21 protein-coding genes are annotated in these 18,252 nt (G+C 34.8%); all 21 read left to right on the forward strand.

Features of this window, described 5'->3' with window-relative positions; all coding sequences use genetic code 11:
• Positions 1–437: 437 nt before the first annotated feature.
• Positions 438–1,562 (forward strand): radical SAM protein, encoded by a 1,125-nt coding sequence (locus tag CIW83_RS05780; protein ID WP_094899912.1) that lies wholly within the window; start codon positions 438–440, stop codon positions 1,560–1,562.
• A gap of 577 nt (positions 1,563–2,139) precedes the next feature.
• Entirely contained in the window at positions 2,140–2,484 is a 345-nt protein-coding gene (locus CIW83_RS05785) for a BMC domain-containing protein (protein ID WP_094899913.1), read from the forward strand.
• Positions 2,485–2,500: 16 nt separating this feature from the next.
• On the forward strand, positions 2,501–2,944 hold the full coding sequence (locus CIW83_RS05790) for a EutP/PduV family microcompartment system protein (RefSeq protein ID WP_094899914.1): 444 nt from the start codon (positions 2,501–2,503) through the stop codon (positions 2,942–2,944).
• Between the two features lie 2 nt (positions 2,945–2,946).
• Positions 2,947–3,525 carry a cob(I)yrinic acid a,c-diamide adenosyltransferase gene (locus tag CIW83_RS05795; protein WP_094899915.1) on the forward strand — a complete coding sequence of 193 codons (579 nt, stop codon included), beginning with the start codon at positions 2,947–2,949 and terminating at the stop codon, positions 3,523–3,525.
• Positions 3,526–3,690: 165 nt separating this feature from the next.
• Positions 3,691–4,830, forward strand: a complete 1,140-nt coding sequence (locus CIW83_RS05800; protein WP_094899916.1) for a 1-propanol dehydrogenase PduQ — start codon at positions 3,691–3,693, stop codon at positions 4,828–4,830.
• A gap of 24 nt (positions 4,831–4,854) precedes the next feature.
• Positions 4,855–5,199 carry a BMC domain-containing protein gene (locus CIW83_RS05805; RefSeq protein ID WP_094899917.1) on the forward strand — a complete coding sequence of 115 codons (345 nt, stop codon included), beginning with the start codon at positions 4,855–4,857 and terminating at the stop codon, positions 5,197–5,199.
• Positions 5,200–5,520: 321 nt separating this feature from the next.
• Positions 5,521–6,951: an ethanolamine ammonia-lyase reactivating factor EutA gene (eutA, locus tag CIW83_RS05810; RefSeq protein ID WP_094899918.1), complete on the forward strand. Its 1,431-nt coding sequence runs from the start codon at positions 5,521–5,523 to the stop codon at positions 6,949–6,951.
• A 20-nt stretch (positions 6,952–6,971) separates the two neighbouring features.
• Positions 6,972–8,339, forward strand: a complete 1,368-nt coding sequence (locus tag CIW83_RS05815; protein ID WP_094899919.1) for an ethanolamine ammonia-lyase subunit EutB — start codon at positions 6,972–6,974, stop codon at positions 8,337–8,339.
• 25 nt (positions 8,340–8,364) lie between these two features.
• Positions 8,365–9,270, forward strand: coding sequence for an ethanolamine ammonia-lyase subunit EutC (gene eutC, locus CIW83_RS05820; RefSeq protein ID WP_094899920.1), 906 nt, complete (start codon positions 8,365–8,367; stop codon positions 9,268–9,270).
• 32 nt (positions 9,271–9,302) lie between these two features.
• Entirely contained in the window at positions 9,303–9,956 is a 654-nt protein-coding gene (gene eutL, locus CIW83_RS05825) for an ethanolamine utilization microcompartment protein EutL (protein WP_094899921.1), read from the forward strand.
• A 13-nt stretch (positions 9,957–9,969) separates the two neighbouring features.
• Positions 9,970–10,575, forward strand: a complete 606-nt coding sequence (locus CIW83_RS24655) for a BMC domain-containing protein (protein ID WP_094899922.1) — start codon at positions 9,970–9,972, stop codon at positions 10,573–10,575.
• Positions 10,575–12,053 carry an acetaldehyde dehydrogenase (acetylating) gene (locus CIW83_RS05835; protein ID WP_094899923.1) on the forward strand — a complete coding sequence of 493 codons (1,479 nt, stop codon included), beginning with the start codon at positions 10,575–10,577 and terminating at the stop codon, positions 12,051–12,053. Before CIW83_RS24655 ends, CIW83_RS05835 begins: the two co-directional genes overlap by 1 nt.
• A gap of 65 nt (positions 12,054–12,118) precedes the next feature.
• Positions 12,119–12,409, forward strand: coding sequence for a BMC domain-containing protein (locus tag CIW83_RS05840; protein WP_094899924.1), 291 nt, complete (start codon positions 12,119–12,121; stop codon positions 12,407–12,409).
• 113 nt (positions 12,410–12,522) lie between these two features.
• Positions 12,523–13,254, forward strand: coding sequence for a hypothetical protein (locus CIW83_RS05845; RefSeq protein WP_094899925.1), 732 nt, complete (start codon positions 12,523–12,525; stop codon positions 13,252–13,254).
• Positions 13,255–13,264: 10 nt separating this feature from the next.
• Positions 13,265–13,900, forward strand: a complete 636-nt coding sequence (gene eutD, locus CIW83_RS05850) for an ethanolamine utilization phosphate acetyltransferase EutD (RefSeq protein WP_094899926.1) — start codon at positions 13,265–13,267, stop codon at positions 13,898–13,900.
• 5 nt (positions 13,901–13,905) lie between these two features.
• A complete protein-coding gene (locus CIW83_RS05855; RefSeq protein ID WP_094899927.1) occupies positions 13,906–14,523 on the forward strand; it encodes a hypothetical protein in 618 nt (205 codons plus the stop codon).
• A 13-nt stretch (positions 14,524–14,536) separates the two neighbouring features.
• The gene (locus CIW83_RS05860; RefSeq protein ID WP_094899928.1) at positions 14,537–14,809 is read left to right on the forward strand and encodes a EutN/CcmL family microcompartment protein; all 273 of its coding nucleotides are present in this window, start codon (positions 14,537–14,539) and stop codon (positions 14,807–14,809) included.
• A 102-nt stretch (positions 14,810–14,911) separates the two neighbouring features.
• Positions 14,912–15,220: an ethanolamine utilization protein EutH gene (gene eutH / locus CIW83_RS24225; protein WP_255374275.1), complete on the forward strand. Its 309-nt coding sequence runs from the start codon at positions 14,912–14,914 to the stop codon at positions 15,218–15,220.
• 32 nt (positions 15,221–15,252) lie between these two features.
• The gene (eutH, locus tag CIW83_RS05865) at positions 15,253–15,996 is read left to right on the forward strand and encodes an ethanolamine utilization protein EutH (RefSeq protein ID WP_255374276.1); all 744 of its coding nucleotides are present in this window, start codon (positions 15,253–15,255) and stop codon (positions 15,994–15,996) included.
• Positions 15,997–16,038: 42 nt separating this feature from the next.
• A complete protein-coding gene (locus CIW83_RS05870) occupies positions 16,039–16,494 on the forward strand; it encodes a hypothetical protein (RefSeq protein ID WP_235601236.1) in 456 nt (151 codons plus the stop codon).
• A gap of 395 nt (positions 16,495–16,889) precedes the next feature.
• A complete protein-coding gene (locus CIW83_RS05875; protein ID WP_201259694.1) occupies positions 16,890–18,056 on the forward strand; it encodes a hypothetical protein in 1,167 nt (388 codons plus the stop codon).
• Positions 18,057–18,252 lie beyond the last annotated feature (196 nt).

Raw genomic sequence — 18,252 nt, forward strand, 5'->3', positions numbered from 1 at the left:
AAAGGAAAGCGTTACTACGGTAGGAGATGAGAGGATGTTCACCGATGACACGATTGATACTGTAGTTGAGAAAAGAAACCTTTATAAAAATCCTGTAGAATTTCCAAGAATAATTACAACAGGTAAGTTTTTTCTGCTCTAAGAGGTTATGGTGGGCAAACCCTAATAGCAATTGAAGCTGTTGAGGAGGTAAAATCTCAAAGGGCAGATAGCAGTGGATAATATGCACACATCATTAATTCCCTAAGATGGCAATAAAGATAATGATATAGTACTTGAAAAATCATTCTATCATTTCTCACCTGAAATATGGTATAATACAAGGAAATTCTCATTTTGCTCTGAATAATGCACATGAAGACGGGACTTTCATTAAAAAGCATAGCAAGAAGATTTGGATTGAGTCTTCAAGAGGATTAATTAGGGGAGGATACGTTATGAAAATTTCAAAAAATGATGCATTGATATGGTTTGATTTTTTTTCACAATTGATTGGGGAAGAGGAGATTAACACAAAACATGAAGAAATCATTTACTCTACCTTCGCACAAATTGAGGCAACGATCGATCATAGAAATGATATGTTAATGTCGAAAATTAGCGGCTTGAAAACTTTGGAGAATAGAACTTTTTTTGTGGGAAATGAAAACAAATTTCCAGAAGGATGTCGTTCTTGTCTGTTGGGTACTGGTTTGAGTGCAATTAGGAAAACAAACAAATGTAACATAGAGTGTAAGTTCTGTTATAATTATGGACAGCTAGAAGATATTCCTCCAATTGGGGAAAATATGTGGGAAATTGGGGGCACTAAATTTTATGAGAAGGATATTGATCTGCTTCTTTCCATCCATCAGAAACCCACTGGCATTTCCTACGTTTATTTAGAGCCGTTCATGGAAATTGAAAAATACTATTCTGTTATAAAGAAATTTAGTGATGCTCAAATTTATCAACATCTATACACAAATGGCACTTTAGCCACTGAAGAGGCATTGAAAGCATTAGGTGAAGCTGGTCTTAACGAGATACGTTTCAATCTGGGGGCTTCTAAGTGTTCAGACAAAGTTATTGGAAATATTGGAATAGCAAAAAAATATATTAAATATGTAGGTATTGAAACTCCGATGACTCCTGAGTTTTTCGAAGAATTTTTTAAGAAAAAGGAAGCAATCTTTGAGACAAAACTCGATTTTATCAATTGTGCAGAACTACATTTAAATGAGAATAATATAGACAATTATTATGGGGAAAACATGTATATTTCCAGACATGGCTATATATCTCCCATTTGGAGTAGGGAATTAACTCTGAAGTTCATGAAAATAGCAGATGAAGAAAATTGGGATTTAGTAGTTCATGATTGCTCAAACTACACAAAATTTGCCAGAGGTTTAAATCTGAGCAGCAAAGAGGGTATGTGGTTTGGCGCCAGTAATTATGCTTGTGAGTTTTCTAGGATTCCATACGAAGTATTTATACCAATACTGAATGATGACAATTTCAAATTTTTAAGTGAAGAAGAATTGCCTGATGACTATAAACCAGAGATGATAGATATTTAGAGTGTTTTGAAGCGGAGTCTTCTCTGGAAGAATGATTAGATATTATTTTGTTGATATACCATAAGGCATATTCGTCAGAATTTCTGAAACAGATGGAATTTGTATCAAATAAAACCTTCAAAAAATCAACACATTTTTGAAGGTTTTATTGTTTTCGATTTACTTGAATTGTAAAGCAAAAGCAGGCATCAATCGATAAAAAATTGGCTGTTTTAGAAACATATTCTGCAACCAATAGGATACCATAGGGGTCTGACATCTTTTGGTACTCTCAGGGTATGGTGAGATGGTAGTAATGTGACAGAGCAGGTTAGATGTGAAAAAAGTTGATGTAACAGGTAAGATGTAGAAAAAAGATATAGAACAAGGCACTCTACGTTCCAATTAGTAGAGTACCTTGTTCTTTTTTTATGTGTCCAGGACTTGAATTGCACAAGCAGATAGCCTATAAAAAACTAAAACAAATTCTAAGTGACTAGAATTTGTTTATAAAGGGAATACTTATATTTGCATTATAAAGCAAAGAATATAGTATAAATAATCTGTGTTGTGCTCTTATTATGAAAAGAGGGAATCAATGAATACATTAGAAAGAAAGATATTTGAGTCAGTACCAGGTAAACAAGTGACATTAGCACATATCATAGCAAATCCAGATGATCGAATCTTTGAAAAATTAGGCTTGAATGATGAAAAGTATCATGCAATTGGTATTTTAACCATAACCCCCCCAGAGGTTGCAATCATCGCTGTGGATATAGCTAAAAAGACTGCACCTATTAAAATAGGCTTTGTTGATAGGTTCAGTGGGTCTGTATTTATCTTAGGGGATGTAGCAGCTGTACAATCTGCTATGGAACAGGTTGTTATTTCTTTAAGGGAACTTATGCAGTTTTCTGTCCCCCAAATAACAAGAACATAATAGGTAGGTATAGAAAATGAAAAAAATTATGTTAATTGGATCAGTTGGAAGTGGAAAAACCACCCTTTGCCAAAGGATTCAAGGAGAGAGCATTAAATATAAAAAAACACAATCGGTTGAGTTCTATTCTCAGATGATTGATACACCAGGTGAGTTTGTCTTGCATAGAAGATTCTATAGTGCTCTACAAATGATGGCCGCTAGTTCAGATATCATTGGATTCGTTTGTAGCGTGACGGAATCAGGCCAGACATTTTCACCCTATTTTGCACAAAATTTTACGAAACCATGTATAGGAATTATTACAAAGATAGATCTAGCACCAAATGAAGAAGCTATTATAAATGCTGAGAAAAGATTAGAATTAGCAGGTGTCGGGAAAATTTTTCGCCTCTCAGCTGTTGAAGATGAAGGAGTAGTAGAGTTGATAGCCTATCTTTCTAAGGAGAAGGAGGAATAAATTTGCAAATTTATACTAGAACTGGTGATAAAGGTTATACTAAGATAATCGGTGGTATTCAATTAGCAAAAGATAGTGAACGTATAAAAGCATATGGAACTATTGATGAATTAAATAGTTTTGTAGGATATGCTATCACACTTATAAAAAACAATGATTCTTTGAAGAACGAATTAACACAGATCCAACAGTATTTATTTGATTGTGGCAATGATTTAGCAACGCCAACAGGAAAAGGAACGTATCGAGTTACATCTGATTTGACAGAGTGGATTGAAAAGCGTATTGATGCTTATGCAGGTATTCCTCAAGAAGTGGAGTCTTTTATTTTGCCAGGTGGTTCACAAGCAGCAAGTATTTTGCATATTTGTAGAACAATTGCCAGAAGAGCAGAAAGAGAGATAGTAACGTTCCAATGGACTAATGATATGAATGAAGAAGTTTTGATATTTGTTAATCGCTTATCAGATTACTTTTTTTCATTAGCACGTGTTGCAAATGTAAATGAAGGCATAAAAGATGTGCTTTATGAAAGAAGTGGGAAGGTATTCCATATAGATTTGAAAAAAGAGGATTTATAATAACTAGGAATACATTTTTAAAAGGCGTCGACAAGATTAAGACTTAATAATATTCTATTAAAAAACAAGCACAATGGCGTGCTAATTTTTAGAGACGAAGCTATAAGAAAATAATCGGATCGATTTATTTTCCTATGGTTTTTTTGTTAGAAAGGAGTAGTAGCTATGCAAAAAATAAGATTTGGAACAACATTATATATTGGTGAAGAAAGTCTGAAAAGATTATCAGATTTTAAGAATGAAAAGATTTTGATAGTAACAGATTCTTTTATTGCTTCATCAGAGTTACTTTCACATATTAGAAACTATATTGATAGCAGCACAGAAATAATGGTGTTTTCTGAAGTTATTCCAGATCCCCCAATTGATAACATTGTTGCTGGGTTAGAATATAGTAAGGGTTTTCCAGCTACAATTTTATTAGCAATAGGTGGTGGCTCTGCTATAGATGCAGCAAAAGCTATGCTTTATTTTGGTAAATTGACGGATAGATTTAGTGGGATACGATTTGTTACTATTCCTACAACAAGTGGAACGGGTTCAGAGGTTACGAATTTCTCGATTATCACTGATGATGAAAAGGGAACAAAATATCCATTGATTACGGATCAAATATTGCCAGATGAAGCTATTTTAGATTCTGGTCTTGTTGCAGGTTTACCACCTAAGCAAACTGCCGATACAGGTATTGATGTTCTTACTCACGCTATAGAAGCTTATGTTTCCACTAGTGCCAATGATATCTCTGATGCTTTAAGTGAAAAAGCTATACGATATGTATTCACTTATTTAGATAGAGCTTATAAAGATGGAAATGATAAAGAAGCACGTGAAAAAATGCATATGGCCTCAACAATGGCTGGAATGGCCTTTAACATAGCTTCACTAGGGCTAAACCATGGTATAGCACATGCAGCAGGAGCACGTTGGCATATTCCACATGGAAGAATAAATGGTATCTTATTACCAAATATTATTCGCTATAATGCAGGAGTTACTGAAGGGAATTATAGTAAGAATACTACCCCCGCTGCAAATCGGTATGCAGAAATTGCTAAATTCTTAGGATTAAATGCTGGAAGCACACAAATAGGTGTACGAAGTTTAGTAAATGCAATCCTTGCACTTGAAAAGAGACTTTCCATTCCAAAGAATCTTTCCGAATGGGGAGTTAGCAAGGAACAATTTGAATCAGATAAAAATGTAATAGCAGAAGCTGCTCTTGCAGATCGTTCTACAGCAACAAACCCTATTGCTCCAACTAAAGAGGATGTAATTAATATTCTAAGGAAATCATTTATATAAATTTTGATTAAATGAGGTGATTACTTGGAAGGAAATGAAAGAATTATACAGGAATATGTTCCTGGTAAACAAATCACCGTTGCACATATTATTGCAAAGGCTGACTCGGAACTATATCCAAAGATGGGGATAGTACAATCTGGAAATGAAGCAGTCGGGATTTTAACTATAACACCAAGTGAAGCATCAATTATCGCTGTTGATATAGCGACAAAAGCTGCTGAAATAGAAATTGGCTTTGTCGACAGATTTTCAGGTGCAGTGGTTATAATAGGGGATGTTTCCTCAGTTAAAATTGCTTTAGAAAACATTTTAGAAACCATGGAAAGTCTTTTAGATTTTACTGTTGCACCTTTATCTAGCACTTAATGGATACGAAATTATCCTTACCATGTTAATGGAAGACAATGGTATTTGTTATGATGTTCATAATGAAAATATCTTTAACTTGAGATTGCATATTATAACTAGTTTTGTAAAAAAATAAATTATCGGGAAAAATTGATATTGAATCCATTAATGAAGGGGCAAAAATTATAATTATATCTAAAATTAAAATATAAACTATGACAATGAGGTTATAGATAAAAGCAAAGGCGCTTAATAAGGGGACAATTATAGACCTTTTATTAAGCGTTTATTTTTTGAAAAATTTCGAAATATTCAACATATTTAAAGGGAGTAGATAAAATGTCAGAAACTTTATTAAGCGTTGGTATTGATATTGGAACATCAACAACACAATTAATTTTATCAGAACTTTCAATTGAAAATATGGCATCAGTTTTTACAATTCCAAGAGTTTCTATTACGGATAAAAAGGTGATATTTAAGAGTGATATTATCTTTACTCCTATATTAGAAAACAATCTAATAGATTCAGATAGTATAAAGGCATTTGTAGAGCAGCAATACAAAAGAGCAGGTATCACAAAATCAGATATTCAGACTGGGGCAGTCATTATAACTGGGGAAACAGTTCGAAAAGAAAATGCCCAGACAGTCGCTAAAGCTTTAAGTGGCTTTGCTGGAGATTTTGTTGTGGCAACAGCTGGCCCTGATTTAGAGAGTATTATCGCTGGTAAAGGGGCAGGCACTTATTCCTATTCTGAAAGCCAACACACAACGGCTGTAAACCTTGATATTGGAGGCGGGACGACAAATCTAGCAGTATTTAACGATGGGGATATTGAGGATACGGCTTGCTTTGATATTGGAGGTCGCTTGATAAAGGTGGATACCAATGAAATCATTCGTTATATTTCCCCAAAAGTAAGGGAAATCATAAAAAGAGAAGCTTTAGATATTCACCTAGATGAAAAGATAAATCTTAAGGAACTAAATAAACTTTTAGATATATTTGTACAGGTACTAGAAAACAGCATTGGATTAGGTGAAAAGAACCCTTATTTTGACTTGCTGATAACCAACAAACCATTGAGCACAAAGCTGCAAATTAAATGTATTTCATTTTCTGGTGGCGTAGCAGATGGCATTACAAAAGAAAGTTTACAAGATCCCTTTGAATATGGTGATATTGGACTTTTGTTAGGCAAGAAAATAAGTGGTTCACTCCTTATGACAGCCCTTAAGGTGATTCAAGCAGTAGAAACCATTCGTGCAACTGTAGTAGGAGCAGGATCACACACCACTGATGTTTCTGGAAGTACAATCACCTATAAAGAAGACATACTTCCACTTAAGAATATCCCCATCTTACAGTTATCCAAAGATGATGAAAGTACGTATAATTGTGGGAATTTAGGAGATATTATTCAAGAAAAAGTAAAATGGTTTATGGTAGACGGGGAAGTGCAAATTATTGGATTAGGTGTAGAAGGTGTACATAGTCCTTCCTTCAAATTTATTCAAGATTTAGCAAAAGAAATAATAAAGGGTTTAGATTTGTTGATTAAGGAGAAATTGCCACTTGTTATTGTAGTGAAAGAAGATATGGCAAAGGCACTAGGCCATAGCCTGTATGCACATCTTCCTAAAGATTATCCATTTATATGTATAGATAGTGTTCATGTACGAAATGGAGATTATATCGACATTGGAAAGCCGATTGCAGAAGGTTCTGTTTTACCAGTAGTTATAAAGACACTAGTATTTAATTAAAGATAAAAGGAGGATGTACAATGATTTTAAAGACAAAGCTTTTTGGCAAAACCTATCAATTTTCATCCGTAATGGAAGTTATGGGGAAGGCTAATGAAGAAAAATCTGGGGATAATTTAGCTGGAGTTGCGGCAGGTAGTGCTGAAGAAAGAGTTGCAGCTAAAGTTGTTCTATCACAATTAACGCTTTCAGATTTATTTAACAACCCTGCAGTGCCATATGAAAAGGATGAGGTAACACGCATTATTATTGATAATGTTAATCTTAGAACTTATGAAAAGATTAAAAATTGGACAGTAGCTGAATTAAGAGAATGGATTTTAAATAGCAATACGACAAACTATGATATTCATCGTATATCAAATGGTCTAACTGCTGAAATGGTAGCAGCAGTTGCCAAAATTATGTCCAACTTAGACTTAATAGTAGGAGCTCAAAAGATCACAATAACTAAGACTGCTAATACCACAATTGGTATTCCAGGAACTTTTTCAACCCGTTTACAACCAAATCATCCTACTGATAATGTGGATGGTATCATGGCTTCAGTTATGGAAGGCTTATCTATGGGAGCTGGAGATGCAGTAATAGGTCTAAATCCAGTGGACGATACAACAGAAAGTGTAAAGCGTATTCTTCATAAGTTTAATGATTTTATCAATGAGTGGGAAATACCAACACAACATGTTGTTTTAGCTCACGTAGCTACTCAGATGGAAGCAATGGAGCAAGGAGCTCCAACAGGATTAGTATTCCAATCCATCGCAGGATCTGAAAAAGGAAATGCAGCTTTTGGGATTTCTGCTAAGATGCTTTCAGAAGCAAAGGACATGGCTTTAAAGTTGGGGACGGCAGTTGGTCCAAATGTTATGTACTTTGAGACAGGTCAAGGTTCAGAACTTTCTTCCGATGCTCATAATGATGTAGATCAACTGACTATGGAAGCTAGATGTTATGGATTTGCAAAATATTTTGATCCGTTCCTTGTTAATACAGTTGTTGGATTTATTGGGCCAGAATATCTGTATGACTCTAAGCAAGTTATCCGTGCAGGTCTAGAGGATCATTTTATGGGTAAGTTAACTGGTATTTCCATGGGCTGTGATGTTTGTTACACCAACCATATGAAGGCAGATCAAAATGATGCTGAAAACTTAACAGTTTTACTTGCAACAGCTGGTGTAAACTTTATCATGGCTATTCCAAATGGTGATGATATTATGTTGAATTATCAAACCACAGGATACCATGAAGGTGCATCAATTAGACAATTATTAAATAAACGAACAATAAAAGAATTTGACCAATGGTTAGAAAAAATGGGATTCAGTGAAAATGGACGTTTAACTTCTAAAGCTGGTGATGCATCTGTATTCTTAAAGCATTAAATATTTCTAAGAGGAGGGATAACTAATGGATGAATTAAACTTAAAAGAAATGATTAAATCAATTTTAAATGAAATGGTAGATGAAGTATCACCAGTTATAAATGGTTCAACCACAAAAACAACTGTAGACATAATGCAATCTGCTAAGCCACAGAAAGTTGAAGAGGGATTTATACCAGATATTACAGAAGTAGATATTCGCAATCAATTTTTAGTGCCAGATCCAGTAGATAAAGAAGGTTATCTAAAAATGAAATCCTATACACCAGCTCGCTTGGGATTATGGAGGGCAGGTACAAGATATATGACAGAACCTAGTCTTCGATTCCGTGCTGACCATGCTGCTGCCCAAGATGCTGTATTCTCTTATGTTAGCGAAGATTTAATTAAAGAGCTTGGATTTCTAGAGGTTGCTACTGAATGCAAGGATAAAGATGAATATATTACACGTCCAGATTTAGGTCGTAAGTTTTCAAATGAAGCAATAAATACAATAAAAGAGGCTGTGAAACCAAATCAGAAAGTACAGGTTATCGTTGGTGATGGCTTAAGTTCAGCAGCAATAGAGGCAAATATTAGAGATGTTTTGCCTTCCTTACGACAAGGCCTTAAGATGTTTGGACTTGACTTTGGAGAGGTTGTTTTTATAAAACATTGTCGCGTACCAGCTATGGATCAGATTGGTGAAGCAACAGGAGCTGATGTGGTCTGTCTTTTAATCGGAGAAAGGCCAGGTCTTGTTACATCGGAATCTATGAGTGCATATATAGCTTATAAACCAACCATTGGTATGCCAGAGGCTAGAAGGACAGTAGTCTCCAATATTCATAGACAAGGAACCCCAGCAGTAGAAGCAGGAGCATATATTGCCGAAATTATCAAGAGAATGTTAGATAATAAAGCGTCTGGCTTAGATTTGAAAGAAAAATAAAAAGCTACTTGATTTAAAGAGGAGGTTTCCTAATGAAAAATGAACGATTAGGTGCAAATGTTCTAAGTGTGAAAATCATTCCAAATGTTGATGATGGATTGGCAAAGGAATTAAAATTAGCACCAAACCAAAAAAGCTTAGGGATTATTACATCTGATTCTGATGATGTAACATATGTAGCATTAGATGAAGCAACGAAGGCATCAGATGTAGTAGTTGTATATGCAAGAAGTATGTATGCTGGAGCTGCTAATGCTTCTACAAAATTAGCAGGAGAAGTTATTGGAATTTTAGCAGGTCCAAGTCCAGCAGAGATACGAAGTGGTCTAGATCGTGCTATTGAGGTAATAGAAAATGAAGCTAGCTTTTATAGTGCAAATGATGATAATTCAATAATTTATTTTGCCCATTGCGTATCTAGAACAGGTTCTTATCTTTCAAAAGGAGCAAATGTTAAAGAAGGAGAAGCCATTGCTTATTTAATAGCACCACCGCTTGAAGCAATTGTAGCTATTGATTCGGCTTTGAAAGCTGCTGATGTAAAAATGAATGTATTTTATGGGCCTCCATCTGAAACAAACTTTGCAGGAGCATTATTAACAGGGTCACAATCTGCTTGTAGAGCAGCATGTGAAGCATTTGCCAAAGCAGTGGAAGCCGTTGCTGATAGTCCAACCAGCTATTAGGTGGTGGTTAATTATGGCTAAGGCATTGGGTTTAATTGAAGTACGTGGAAAGTTAGGAGCAATCCTAGCAGCAGATGCAGCTGTAAAGGAGGCAAATGTAACTCTATTTGGAAGTGAAGTAATCCGTGGAGGATTGACAACAATTCATATCATTGGAGATGTTGCGGCAGTGAAAGCAGCAGTTGAGGCAGGTGAATTTGCTGTGGCAAATAAGAATTGTCTAATCAGTAGCCATGTTATCCCACGTTTGGATAACCAAGTTGAGCAGATGTTGATGAAATCATTTGGTAAGAAAGAAGATAATCCTTCGGATTCAAAGGAATCAAATCAACCCATTATGGAAGAAATAGAGAAAGACGAAATAGTGGAAGAAAAAAAGGATACTTTACTCGTACCTTTGAATGAATCAAAAGAAATTCTGCAAGAAAATTTGGAACATGGGGCAGATACAATTGTAGATTCGTTCTTTAATAAAAGAGAACTAGAAAAAATGAAAGTGGCTGACTTACGTTCACTTGCATATAAATTAAATCTTTCTACCATAAAGAAATCAGAAATTAGATCTGCTAATAAAGCAGTGCTTATTGAAGCATTGCTAGATAAAGGAGTTGAACATTAATGGGATTGATAGATAAAGACCTTGTTTCAGTTCAAGAAACTAGGGATCTACTGAAGAAAGCAAAAGAAGCACAAAAAGAAATTGCTAAGTTATCTCAAGAACAAATCGACACCATTTGCAAGGCTATAGCAAAGGCAGCTTTTGACAATCGTGTGAAACTAGCTAAAATGGCACAAGAAGAAACAGGATTTGGAAGATGGCAAGATAAAGTCCTTAAAAATGCCTTTGCATCAAGAGATTTATTAAATGCAATTAAAGATATGAAGACAGTTGGTATAATCACAAATAATATAGAAGCTAAATATATGGAAGTAGCTGTTCCTGTTGGAGTAATTGCAGGTCTTATTCCTTCAACAAATCCGACATCAACAGTCATTTACAAAGCACTAATAAGCATTAAGGCAGGAAATGCTATTGTATTTTCACCTCATCCAAGTGCAGTAAATTGTATCAAGGAAACAGTTCGCATTATAAATGAGGCAGGAAAAAGTGTTGGCTTACCAGATGGTGCTATTAGTGTAATTACAACAGTTACAATAGAGGCAACAAATGAATTAATGAAAAGTGAAAATACAGACTTAATTCTTGCTACTGGTGGGTCTGCAATGGTTCGTGCAGCATATTCCTCTGGAACACCAGCAATTGGAGTTGGGCCGGGTAATGGACCTGCATTTATAGAACGTAGTGCGAATATCCCAAAAGCAGTTGAGCTTATTCTTGAATCTAAGACATTTGATAATGGTACAGTTTGTGCATCTGAACAGTCTATTATCGTTGAAGAAGTTAGTAAAGAAAAAGTGATTGCAGAATTCAAGAAACAAGGTGGTTATTTTTTATCAAAAGAAGATGCCCTGAAACTTGAAAAGTATATTCTACGACCAAACGGTACAATGAATCCTAAGATAGTTGGAAGGACTGCACAGGTTGTTGCTGAATTAGCTGGTATTTCTGTACCAGAAGATGCAAAAGTTCTTATTGCTGAAGAGACACGTGTTGGTAATCTTGCACCTTATTCAAGGGAAAAATTATCACCAATTTTAGCTTTTTATACGGTAAATACTTGGGAAGAAGCTCGCGATTTAAGTATGGAGATCTTATACTTTGAAGGTGCAGGACACACCATGGTTATTCACACAACAAACAAAAGAATTACAGAAGAGTTTGCCTTAAAAGTACCAGTTTCAAGGCTACTAATAAACTGTTCGGCTACATTAGGTGGAATAGGAGCAACTACAAACCTTATGCCTGCCTTGACACTAGGTTGTGGAGCTATAGGAGGAAGTTCTACTTCTGACAATGTTGGGCCACAGAATTTATTTAATCTTCGCCGAGTTGTTTATGGCGTTAGGACATTAGATGAAATACGTGGAGAAGATATATTTGAAGAAGTTAGTGCTATAGCTGTTGAAGACTTGGGACTTAGTAAGGATCAATTGGTAGATTTACTTGTTGAACGTGTTCTACAAAAGTTAAAGTAAGTAAAGAGTAACGCAATAACATTGATAACAAAATAAAAATATAAAAAATCTAGGAGGATATTATAATGGCTAATACAAATGCATTAGGTATGATTGAAACAAAAGGATTGGTAGCAGCAGTAGAGGCAGCAGATGCAATGGTTAAAGCAGCAAATGTAACATTAATTGGAAAAGAGCAAGTAGGTGGCGGATTAGTAACAGTTATGGTTCGTGGAGATGTAGGAGCTGTTAAAGCTGCAACAGATGCTGGAGCAGCAGCGGCAGAGGCAGTTGGTGAATTAATATCTGTTCATGTAATACCACGTCCACATATGGAAGTAGATGTGATTCTACCAAAATACGATACTCAATCTTAACTAGGTTTCGAACATTCATGATGAAAGCTTAAAGTTGGAAGATAAAAAGTGGGGCTGAGGCATAATAAAAGCTTATGCCCAGCCTTTTCTTTATCGAGGGGAAGTGAATACTAATGGCTATTTTAACGGAAAGTAAAATAAAAAAACTACTCCGTATGACGAAATTAAAAGAAACAAAACTCTTAGTCTTAGAACCTGGAACTGTAATTACACCTTCTGCAAAAGAATATCTAAAGGATATTACTATTGAATATATGGAAATACCAGAATCATCTGATACTAAGGAGAAAGAAGAAACTTTTCCAATGACTCAGTTAGAAGTAAGCGAACCAAAAAATGCAAAAAATATTCAAGAGAATTTAATGTATGATAATAGAAAAAAGCAGAAAATGTGGAAGAGTCACTTAACTTATCAAGTTAAAATTGATATTATAATAAGCCATATTCTGACTTTACAAAAGAAAAGTCACCATATAGGAAAGATGGAGTTAGTAGGGGCTTTAAATACTATCTTAATTGTAGTCAAGACAATAGCAACGGAGATTTTAGCTTCAGACAAATTAAATCTGGTACAGGAAATTGAAAAGTGGTTGGAAGACAAAAAGTCATACGTTGCCAGTTTATATCCGGAAGGCTCCTTTATTCCAACTTATAAAGATGAAGAATATGTCATAGATTTATTTGAGTTACATGCATATTTACAAGAACTAGAATATTTTATTGCTAAAGAAATGAAAGAGATTCTAACATCTGAGGATTATATAAATTGCATTTCAATAGTAACTATTTTAAAGGATTATTGTTGGATTTTGATGGTGCAGTCAAAAGAAAATTCAGTAGAATAGGGGCGAGAATATGACTAAAAATAATATTGATACAATCGTGGATACAGTTGTCTCTCGTATATACGAAGTAATGGATCAAACTTTTGAAATTGAAGCAAGTGGACGCCATATCCATTTAAATCGGGAGGCAATAGATTCTCTCTTTGGAGATGGTTATCAATTACGTCCATCGAAATATTTATCACAGCCAGGCGAATTTGCATCAGAAGAACGAGTGAGTATTAAAGGACCTAAAGGCATTATTCATAATGTTATAATTCTTGGGCCGGAACGAAAAAACTGTCAAGTGGAGGTTTCGTTAACAGATGCACGTTCACTAGGTGTAAATGCGCCGGTTCAATTAAGTGGAAATATTGAAAACACTCCAGGAATTATTATGATGAATGGCTCTAAGTCTTTTGTCTTGGATAGAGGTGTCATAGTTGCAAAACGCCATCTTCATGTAAAAGATATAGATGCTGAAAGGTTAGGTGTCAAAGATAAAGAGAGAGTATCTGTTCAGGTGTTTAGTGAAAGACCACTCATATTTGATGACGTTATAGTGAGAGTAAGTCCCAAGTTTGAGACTTCTATGCACATTGATTACGATGAAGCAAATGCCTGCGGTCATAAGAAAGGTGTACGAGGACGTATTGTTAAGAGGTGATATATGTGGATAACATTGAAATAATAGTACAAAAAATCACAGATATTATTATACAACGTTTACAGAAGGAAGAACCTAGAGGGACAGTTACATTTTTAGGGAGAGAATATTCAAGTATTCGGACTTACTATGAAAAAAGAGGCTATGAGATAGTGTCAGTTAAAGATAAATTTAGTACAGATATAGTAATCGTTACTGAACTGCCTATTTTAAATATGAATCGGATAGCACTAGGACTTCCTCAAACAGAAGATGAAGTAATTATTTGGGAGCGTTTATTGAATAAGAAGGATGTTATTTTTTTAGAAGAAGGAATGGAGCTTCAGGCAAGTCAACATGTGGCTCCAAGAGCATTGTTACAGGTTCTTGTGAATAATAAAAACCAATTGGTAAGGTACGGTGCTTCTATACTTCCATTAAAGAATTTTGAAAAGATAAATGAAATTATAAATAAGGAAGTAAAAGATGTAATTCGTAAAAGTGATAAGAAGGAACTTCTTACCGTAGAAAAAGTACGGAAACTGAACTTACAGGCAGGAGATATTTTTGAAGCGGATAAGAACATCATTATTACAGCATTGGCTAGAGATTATATGCGTGATTTAGGTGTTCAGATAGTATAGAAAGGAGCATACTATGTTCATTGGAAAAGTTGTTGGTAGCTTATGGGCTACTCGCAAGGATGAAAAGTTAAATGGTTTGAAATTTCTACTCATTGAAAAACAACTAAACGAACATGAGTCTGATCCTGCTCTAGTTGTTGCAGTTGATCATGTAGGTGCTGGCATTGGAGAAGCTGTGCTGATTACGACTGGTAGCTCTGGTCGTCTATCTTTTGATGGTAAAAGTATTCCTGTTGATATGGTTATTGTCGGTATCATAGACACTGTGGACTATCCAAAGGAATAATAAAAGCTGCTATTTATAACGAGGCTAAGGCCTCGTTGTAGTGGTGTGTTGCGATTGTTGTACAATTGCTGGCCTTACTAAAAATAGAATGGAGTGAAATGAATGAGTATAAATGAAATGATAATTTGGATTATGGCAATTATAATGGTCATAGGCGCAATCGACCGTTCACTGGGTAATAAAACTGGTTTAGGTCAACAATTTGAGGAAGGAATACTAGCAATGGGTTCTTTAGCACTTTCAATGGCTGGTATAATCGTTATAGCACCCAAGTTATCTGATTGGTTAAGTCCTATAGTGGTTCCACTATATAAATTGTTAGGAGCAGATCCAGCAATGTTTGCAGGAACTTTATTAGCAAATGATATGGGTGGGTTTTTCTTAGCACAACAAATGACTACTGACCATTAATTAGGCTTTTCTCAGGTGGTATTTTAGGAGCCATGATGGGGGCGACAATTGTATTTACAATCCCAGTGGGATTGGGTATTATCAGCAAGGAAGATACAAAGTATCTGGCACAAGGGGTATTATGCGGAATTGTGACTATTCCAATTGGAGCATTAGTTGCAGGAATTTTGATGGGTATGCCAATAGTTAAAGTCTTTATGAATTTAATACCTATAATAGCTGTAGCGATTTTAATTTCAATTGGACTATTTAAAATCCCTGAAGGAATGATTAAAGGGTTTAATATATTTGGGAAAATTATAGTAGCTGTTGCAGCCATTGGGCTGGCAATTGGTGGGTTAGACTTACTATTAGGTATCAAAATATTTGAAAATCAAGATACACTTGAAGTTGGATTTCAAACAGTTGGTGGTATTGCCATTACTTTAGCCGGTGCTTATGGATTGGTGTTCTTGATCACAAAGCTATTTAAGAAGCCATTGATGAAACTAGGTCACTTGTTAGGAATGAATGATATTGCAGCAGCAGGTCTAATTGCATCTCTTGCTAACAACATCGCCATGTTCCAAACAGTAAAGGGTATGGATAAACGTGGCAAGGTAATTAATATTGCTTTTGCAGTTTCAGCATCCTTTGCATTTGGTGACCATTTAGGATTTACGGCTGGTGTTGCACCAGAATTGATTGTTCCAATGATTATTGGTAAGCTAGTCGGTGGTATTTCTGCCATTCTTGTTGCCATATTTCTATCTAACCGTGTATTTAGGATTGAATAAAGCTAATACTATAGAGATTTAAGTACGGATGGAGGTAAGATGTTGAATATAGACAGATCAGAAATTGAAAAGCTAGTTCGTAGTATCATAATGGAAGAATACAGTAATAAGTTAAATGGTGCTTCAAAGAGGAATGTTGACCCCAGTGGAGTAATGGCAATTTCTTTGCCATTGTTTTCTGTAAGTGAAGAAGATCGACTGGACACAGGCAACCCTAATCATAAAGTATATACGAAGGATTTAGTATCACTTACTGAAAGCCCTAGATTGGGTTGTGGCCTAATGGTAATGGAAGATACTACCTTCGACTGGACTTTAGGATATGATGAAATAGATTATATTATTGAAGGAACTCTGACTATTATCATAGATGGACGGCGAATAACTGCCAATGCAGGAGAATTGATTTTGATTCCAAGAGATTCAAGTATTCAGTTTTCAGTTGAAGGAAAGGCAAGGTTTATCTATGTGACTTATCCAGCTGATTGGCAATCATAAATTCTAGAAAAGCAAATTGGTATATACATGACTAAAAGACATGTTATGAATCCTAATACCCCAATTACTTTTATTGTTCTCTCCATAGAAATGCTCCTCTCTATGTTTGTATTCAAGCCGCTACACTTGTAGCGGTTTATTTCATATAGTATAATATAGTATACGTAGAGAATAAATAAGGTAAAAACAAGCACTACAAAGGAGACGATTTTGTGGCGGTTTCAAGTAGAGGAGATGTAAGGTGATATTATGAGAATTCAGCCAGAAGGACAGCCATCAGCACTGAACCCGAGCATGTAGGATTTATCTGTTTGAGCATTAATACTCCCTAATCATAGTCTTAGTAGAATAGGATAAAGTTAAAATACAATCTATACTTTGAAAGGAGAAATTAAATGAAATCACGAATTATATACATACTTCTTGTGTTTCTGTTAAGTACTTCAATTACTGCGTGTCGGAGCAGTAAAAACAATTTAAACTCAAATAATAGCAGTAGTGGAAGTGATAGTAAAATTACTGACACAAGCCTTTCTTCAGATAGTGAAAGTGAAAATACAAATGCCACGATGCCATCTAATAATAATTCGGTATTAGAAGCATATAAATCAGTATTGTTAAATAATGATGAATTTTTCAGCATTGATAGCAAGAAAAAATTATCTTTGAATGATTTTTTAACTAACAAAGAGATTAATGGAACCATCTTTGAAGTGACACACTTTACAGTACTTGATATGGATAGTGATGAGGTACCTGAAGTTGTTCTTGAATTAGCAGTAGATAATAATCCAGAGTTTTACGAAGTCTTGCATTATATGAATGATACAATTTATGGATACAATATTGTATACAGAGGCTTAGAAGCGCTTAAAACAGACGGAACATTTCAGTATTCAAACGGTGCAGCAGATAATGGATATGGAAAATTGAAATTCCAATCAAATGCCTATGAAACTGATATATTGGGATATGTGAAATCAATCCAAAACAATGATAACATAACTATAGGATACTTCATTAATAATAAATCCGCTACAGAAGAATCCTATAATTCTTTCATGAAAGAAGAAGATGAAAAAAAAGATGTAGTTTGGCATGAATTTTCTCAAAAGAATGTTGAAACAGAACTCTCTGTGCATCTAACATTGCAGGATGAAGAAATGAAACCAATGGAAGTTTATAGTGGACATAGCAAGGAAGAAATAGAAGATTTTGCAAAAAAAGTTGTTGAATTAATCCAAAATGATGAAAGTCAGGATTTGGCAGAAATTATTCAATATCCACTTAATGTTAATCTAGATGAACAAAAAATATATATCAAGGATAAAGACACATTTCTTGAAAAATACAATCTGATATTTAATGATAAATTTAAGTTGCAAATTAAAGATGCATACACAAAGGATATATGGGGGAATTCGGTTGGATTTATAATAGGGAATGGAGATATATGGTTCGCTAATGATTCATCAGATAGTAAGCTTAAGATTATAGTTATTAATAGCGGAAAGGGTGAAATGCCGAAAGGTGAGGAAGGGAATGGAATAATACGGGGATAATAAAAGTAGATTTTGAAGTAAGTTTTACATGAAAAGATTGTATATGATCACTGTTACGGCATTCACGGATTCTTTCCAACCAAATCCCGGACCTTACGGTCATAACTCAGGTAATGAATAAATAAAGAGCAACCGCTGTCTATATTATTTAATTTGTAAGGACAGTGGTTACTCATATATAATCTGTTTATAATTT

It is taken from the genome of Tissierella sp. P1 (assembly GCF_002266425.1).
In the GTDB taxonomy this organism is placed as follows: Bacteria; Bacillota; Clostridia; order Tissierellales; family Tissierellaceae; genus Tissierella; species Tissierella carlieri.

Coding starts and splice junctions, on each gene's coding strand:
- CIW83_RS05780 (WP_094899912.1), top strand. CDS start 438: ATGAAAATTTCAAAAAATGATGCATTGATATGGTTTGATTTTTTTTCA.
- CIW83_RS05785 (WP_094899913.1), top strand. CDS start 2,140: ATGAATACATTAGAAAGAAAGATATTTGAGTCAGTACCAGGTAAACAA.
- CIW83_RS05790 (WP_094899914.1), top strand. CDS start 2,501: ATGAAAAAAATTATGTTAATTGGATCAGTTGGAAGTGGAAAAACCACC.
- CIW83_RS05800 (WP_094899916.1), top strand. CDS start 3,691: ATGCAAAAAATAAGATTTGGAACAACATTATATATTGGTGAAGAAAGT.
- eutA (WP_094899918.1), top strand. CDS start 5,521: ATGTCAGAAACTTTATTAAGCGTTGGTATTGATATTGGAACATCAACA.
- CIW83_RS05815 (WP_094899919.1), top strand. CDS start 6,972: ATGATTTTAAAGACAAAGCTTTTTGGCAAAACCTATCAATTTTCATCC.
- eutC (WP_094899920.1), top strand. CDS start 8,365: ATGGATGAATTAAACTTAAAAGAAATGATTAAATCAATTTTAAATGAA.
- eutL (WP_094899921.1), top strand. CDS start 9,303: ATGAAAAATGAACGATTAGGTGCAAATGTTCTAAGTGTGAAAATCATT.
- CIW83_RS24655 (WP_094899922.1), top strand. CDS start 9,970: ATGGCTAAGGCATTGGGTTTAATTGAAGTACGTGGAAAGTTAGGAGCA.
- CIW83_RS05835 (WP_094899923.1), top strand. CDS start 10,575: ATGGGATTGATAGATAAAGACCTTGTTTCAGTTCAAGAAACTAGGGAT.
- CIW83_RS05840 (WP_094899924.1), top strand. CDS start 12,119: ATGGCTAATACAAATGCATTAGGTATGATTGAAACAAAAGGATTGGTA.
- CIW83_RS05845 (WP_094899925.1), top strand. CDS start 12,523: ATGGCTATTTTAACGGAAAGTAAAATAAAAAAACTACTCCGTATGACG.
- eutD (WP_094899926.1), top strand. CDS start 13,265: ATGACTAAAAATAATATTGATACAATCGTGGATACAGTTGTCTCTCGT.
- CIW83_RS05860 (WP_094899928.1), top strand. CDS start 14,537: ATGTTCATTGGAAAAGTTGTTGGTAGCTTATGGGCTACTCGCAAGGAT.
- eutH (WP_255374275.1), top strand. CDS start 14,912: ATGAGTATAAATGAAATGATAATTTGGATTATGGCAATTATAATGGTC.
- eutH (WP_255374276.1), top strand. CDS start 15,253: ATGATGGGGGCGACAATTGTATTTACAATCCCAGTGGGATTGGGTATT.
- CIW83_RS05875 (WP_201259694.1), top strand. CDS start 16,890: ATGAAATCACGAATTATATACATACTTCTTGTGTTTCTGTTAAGTACT.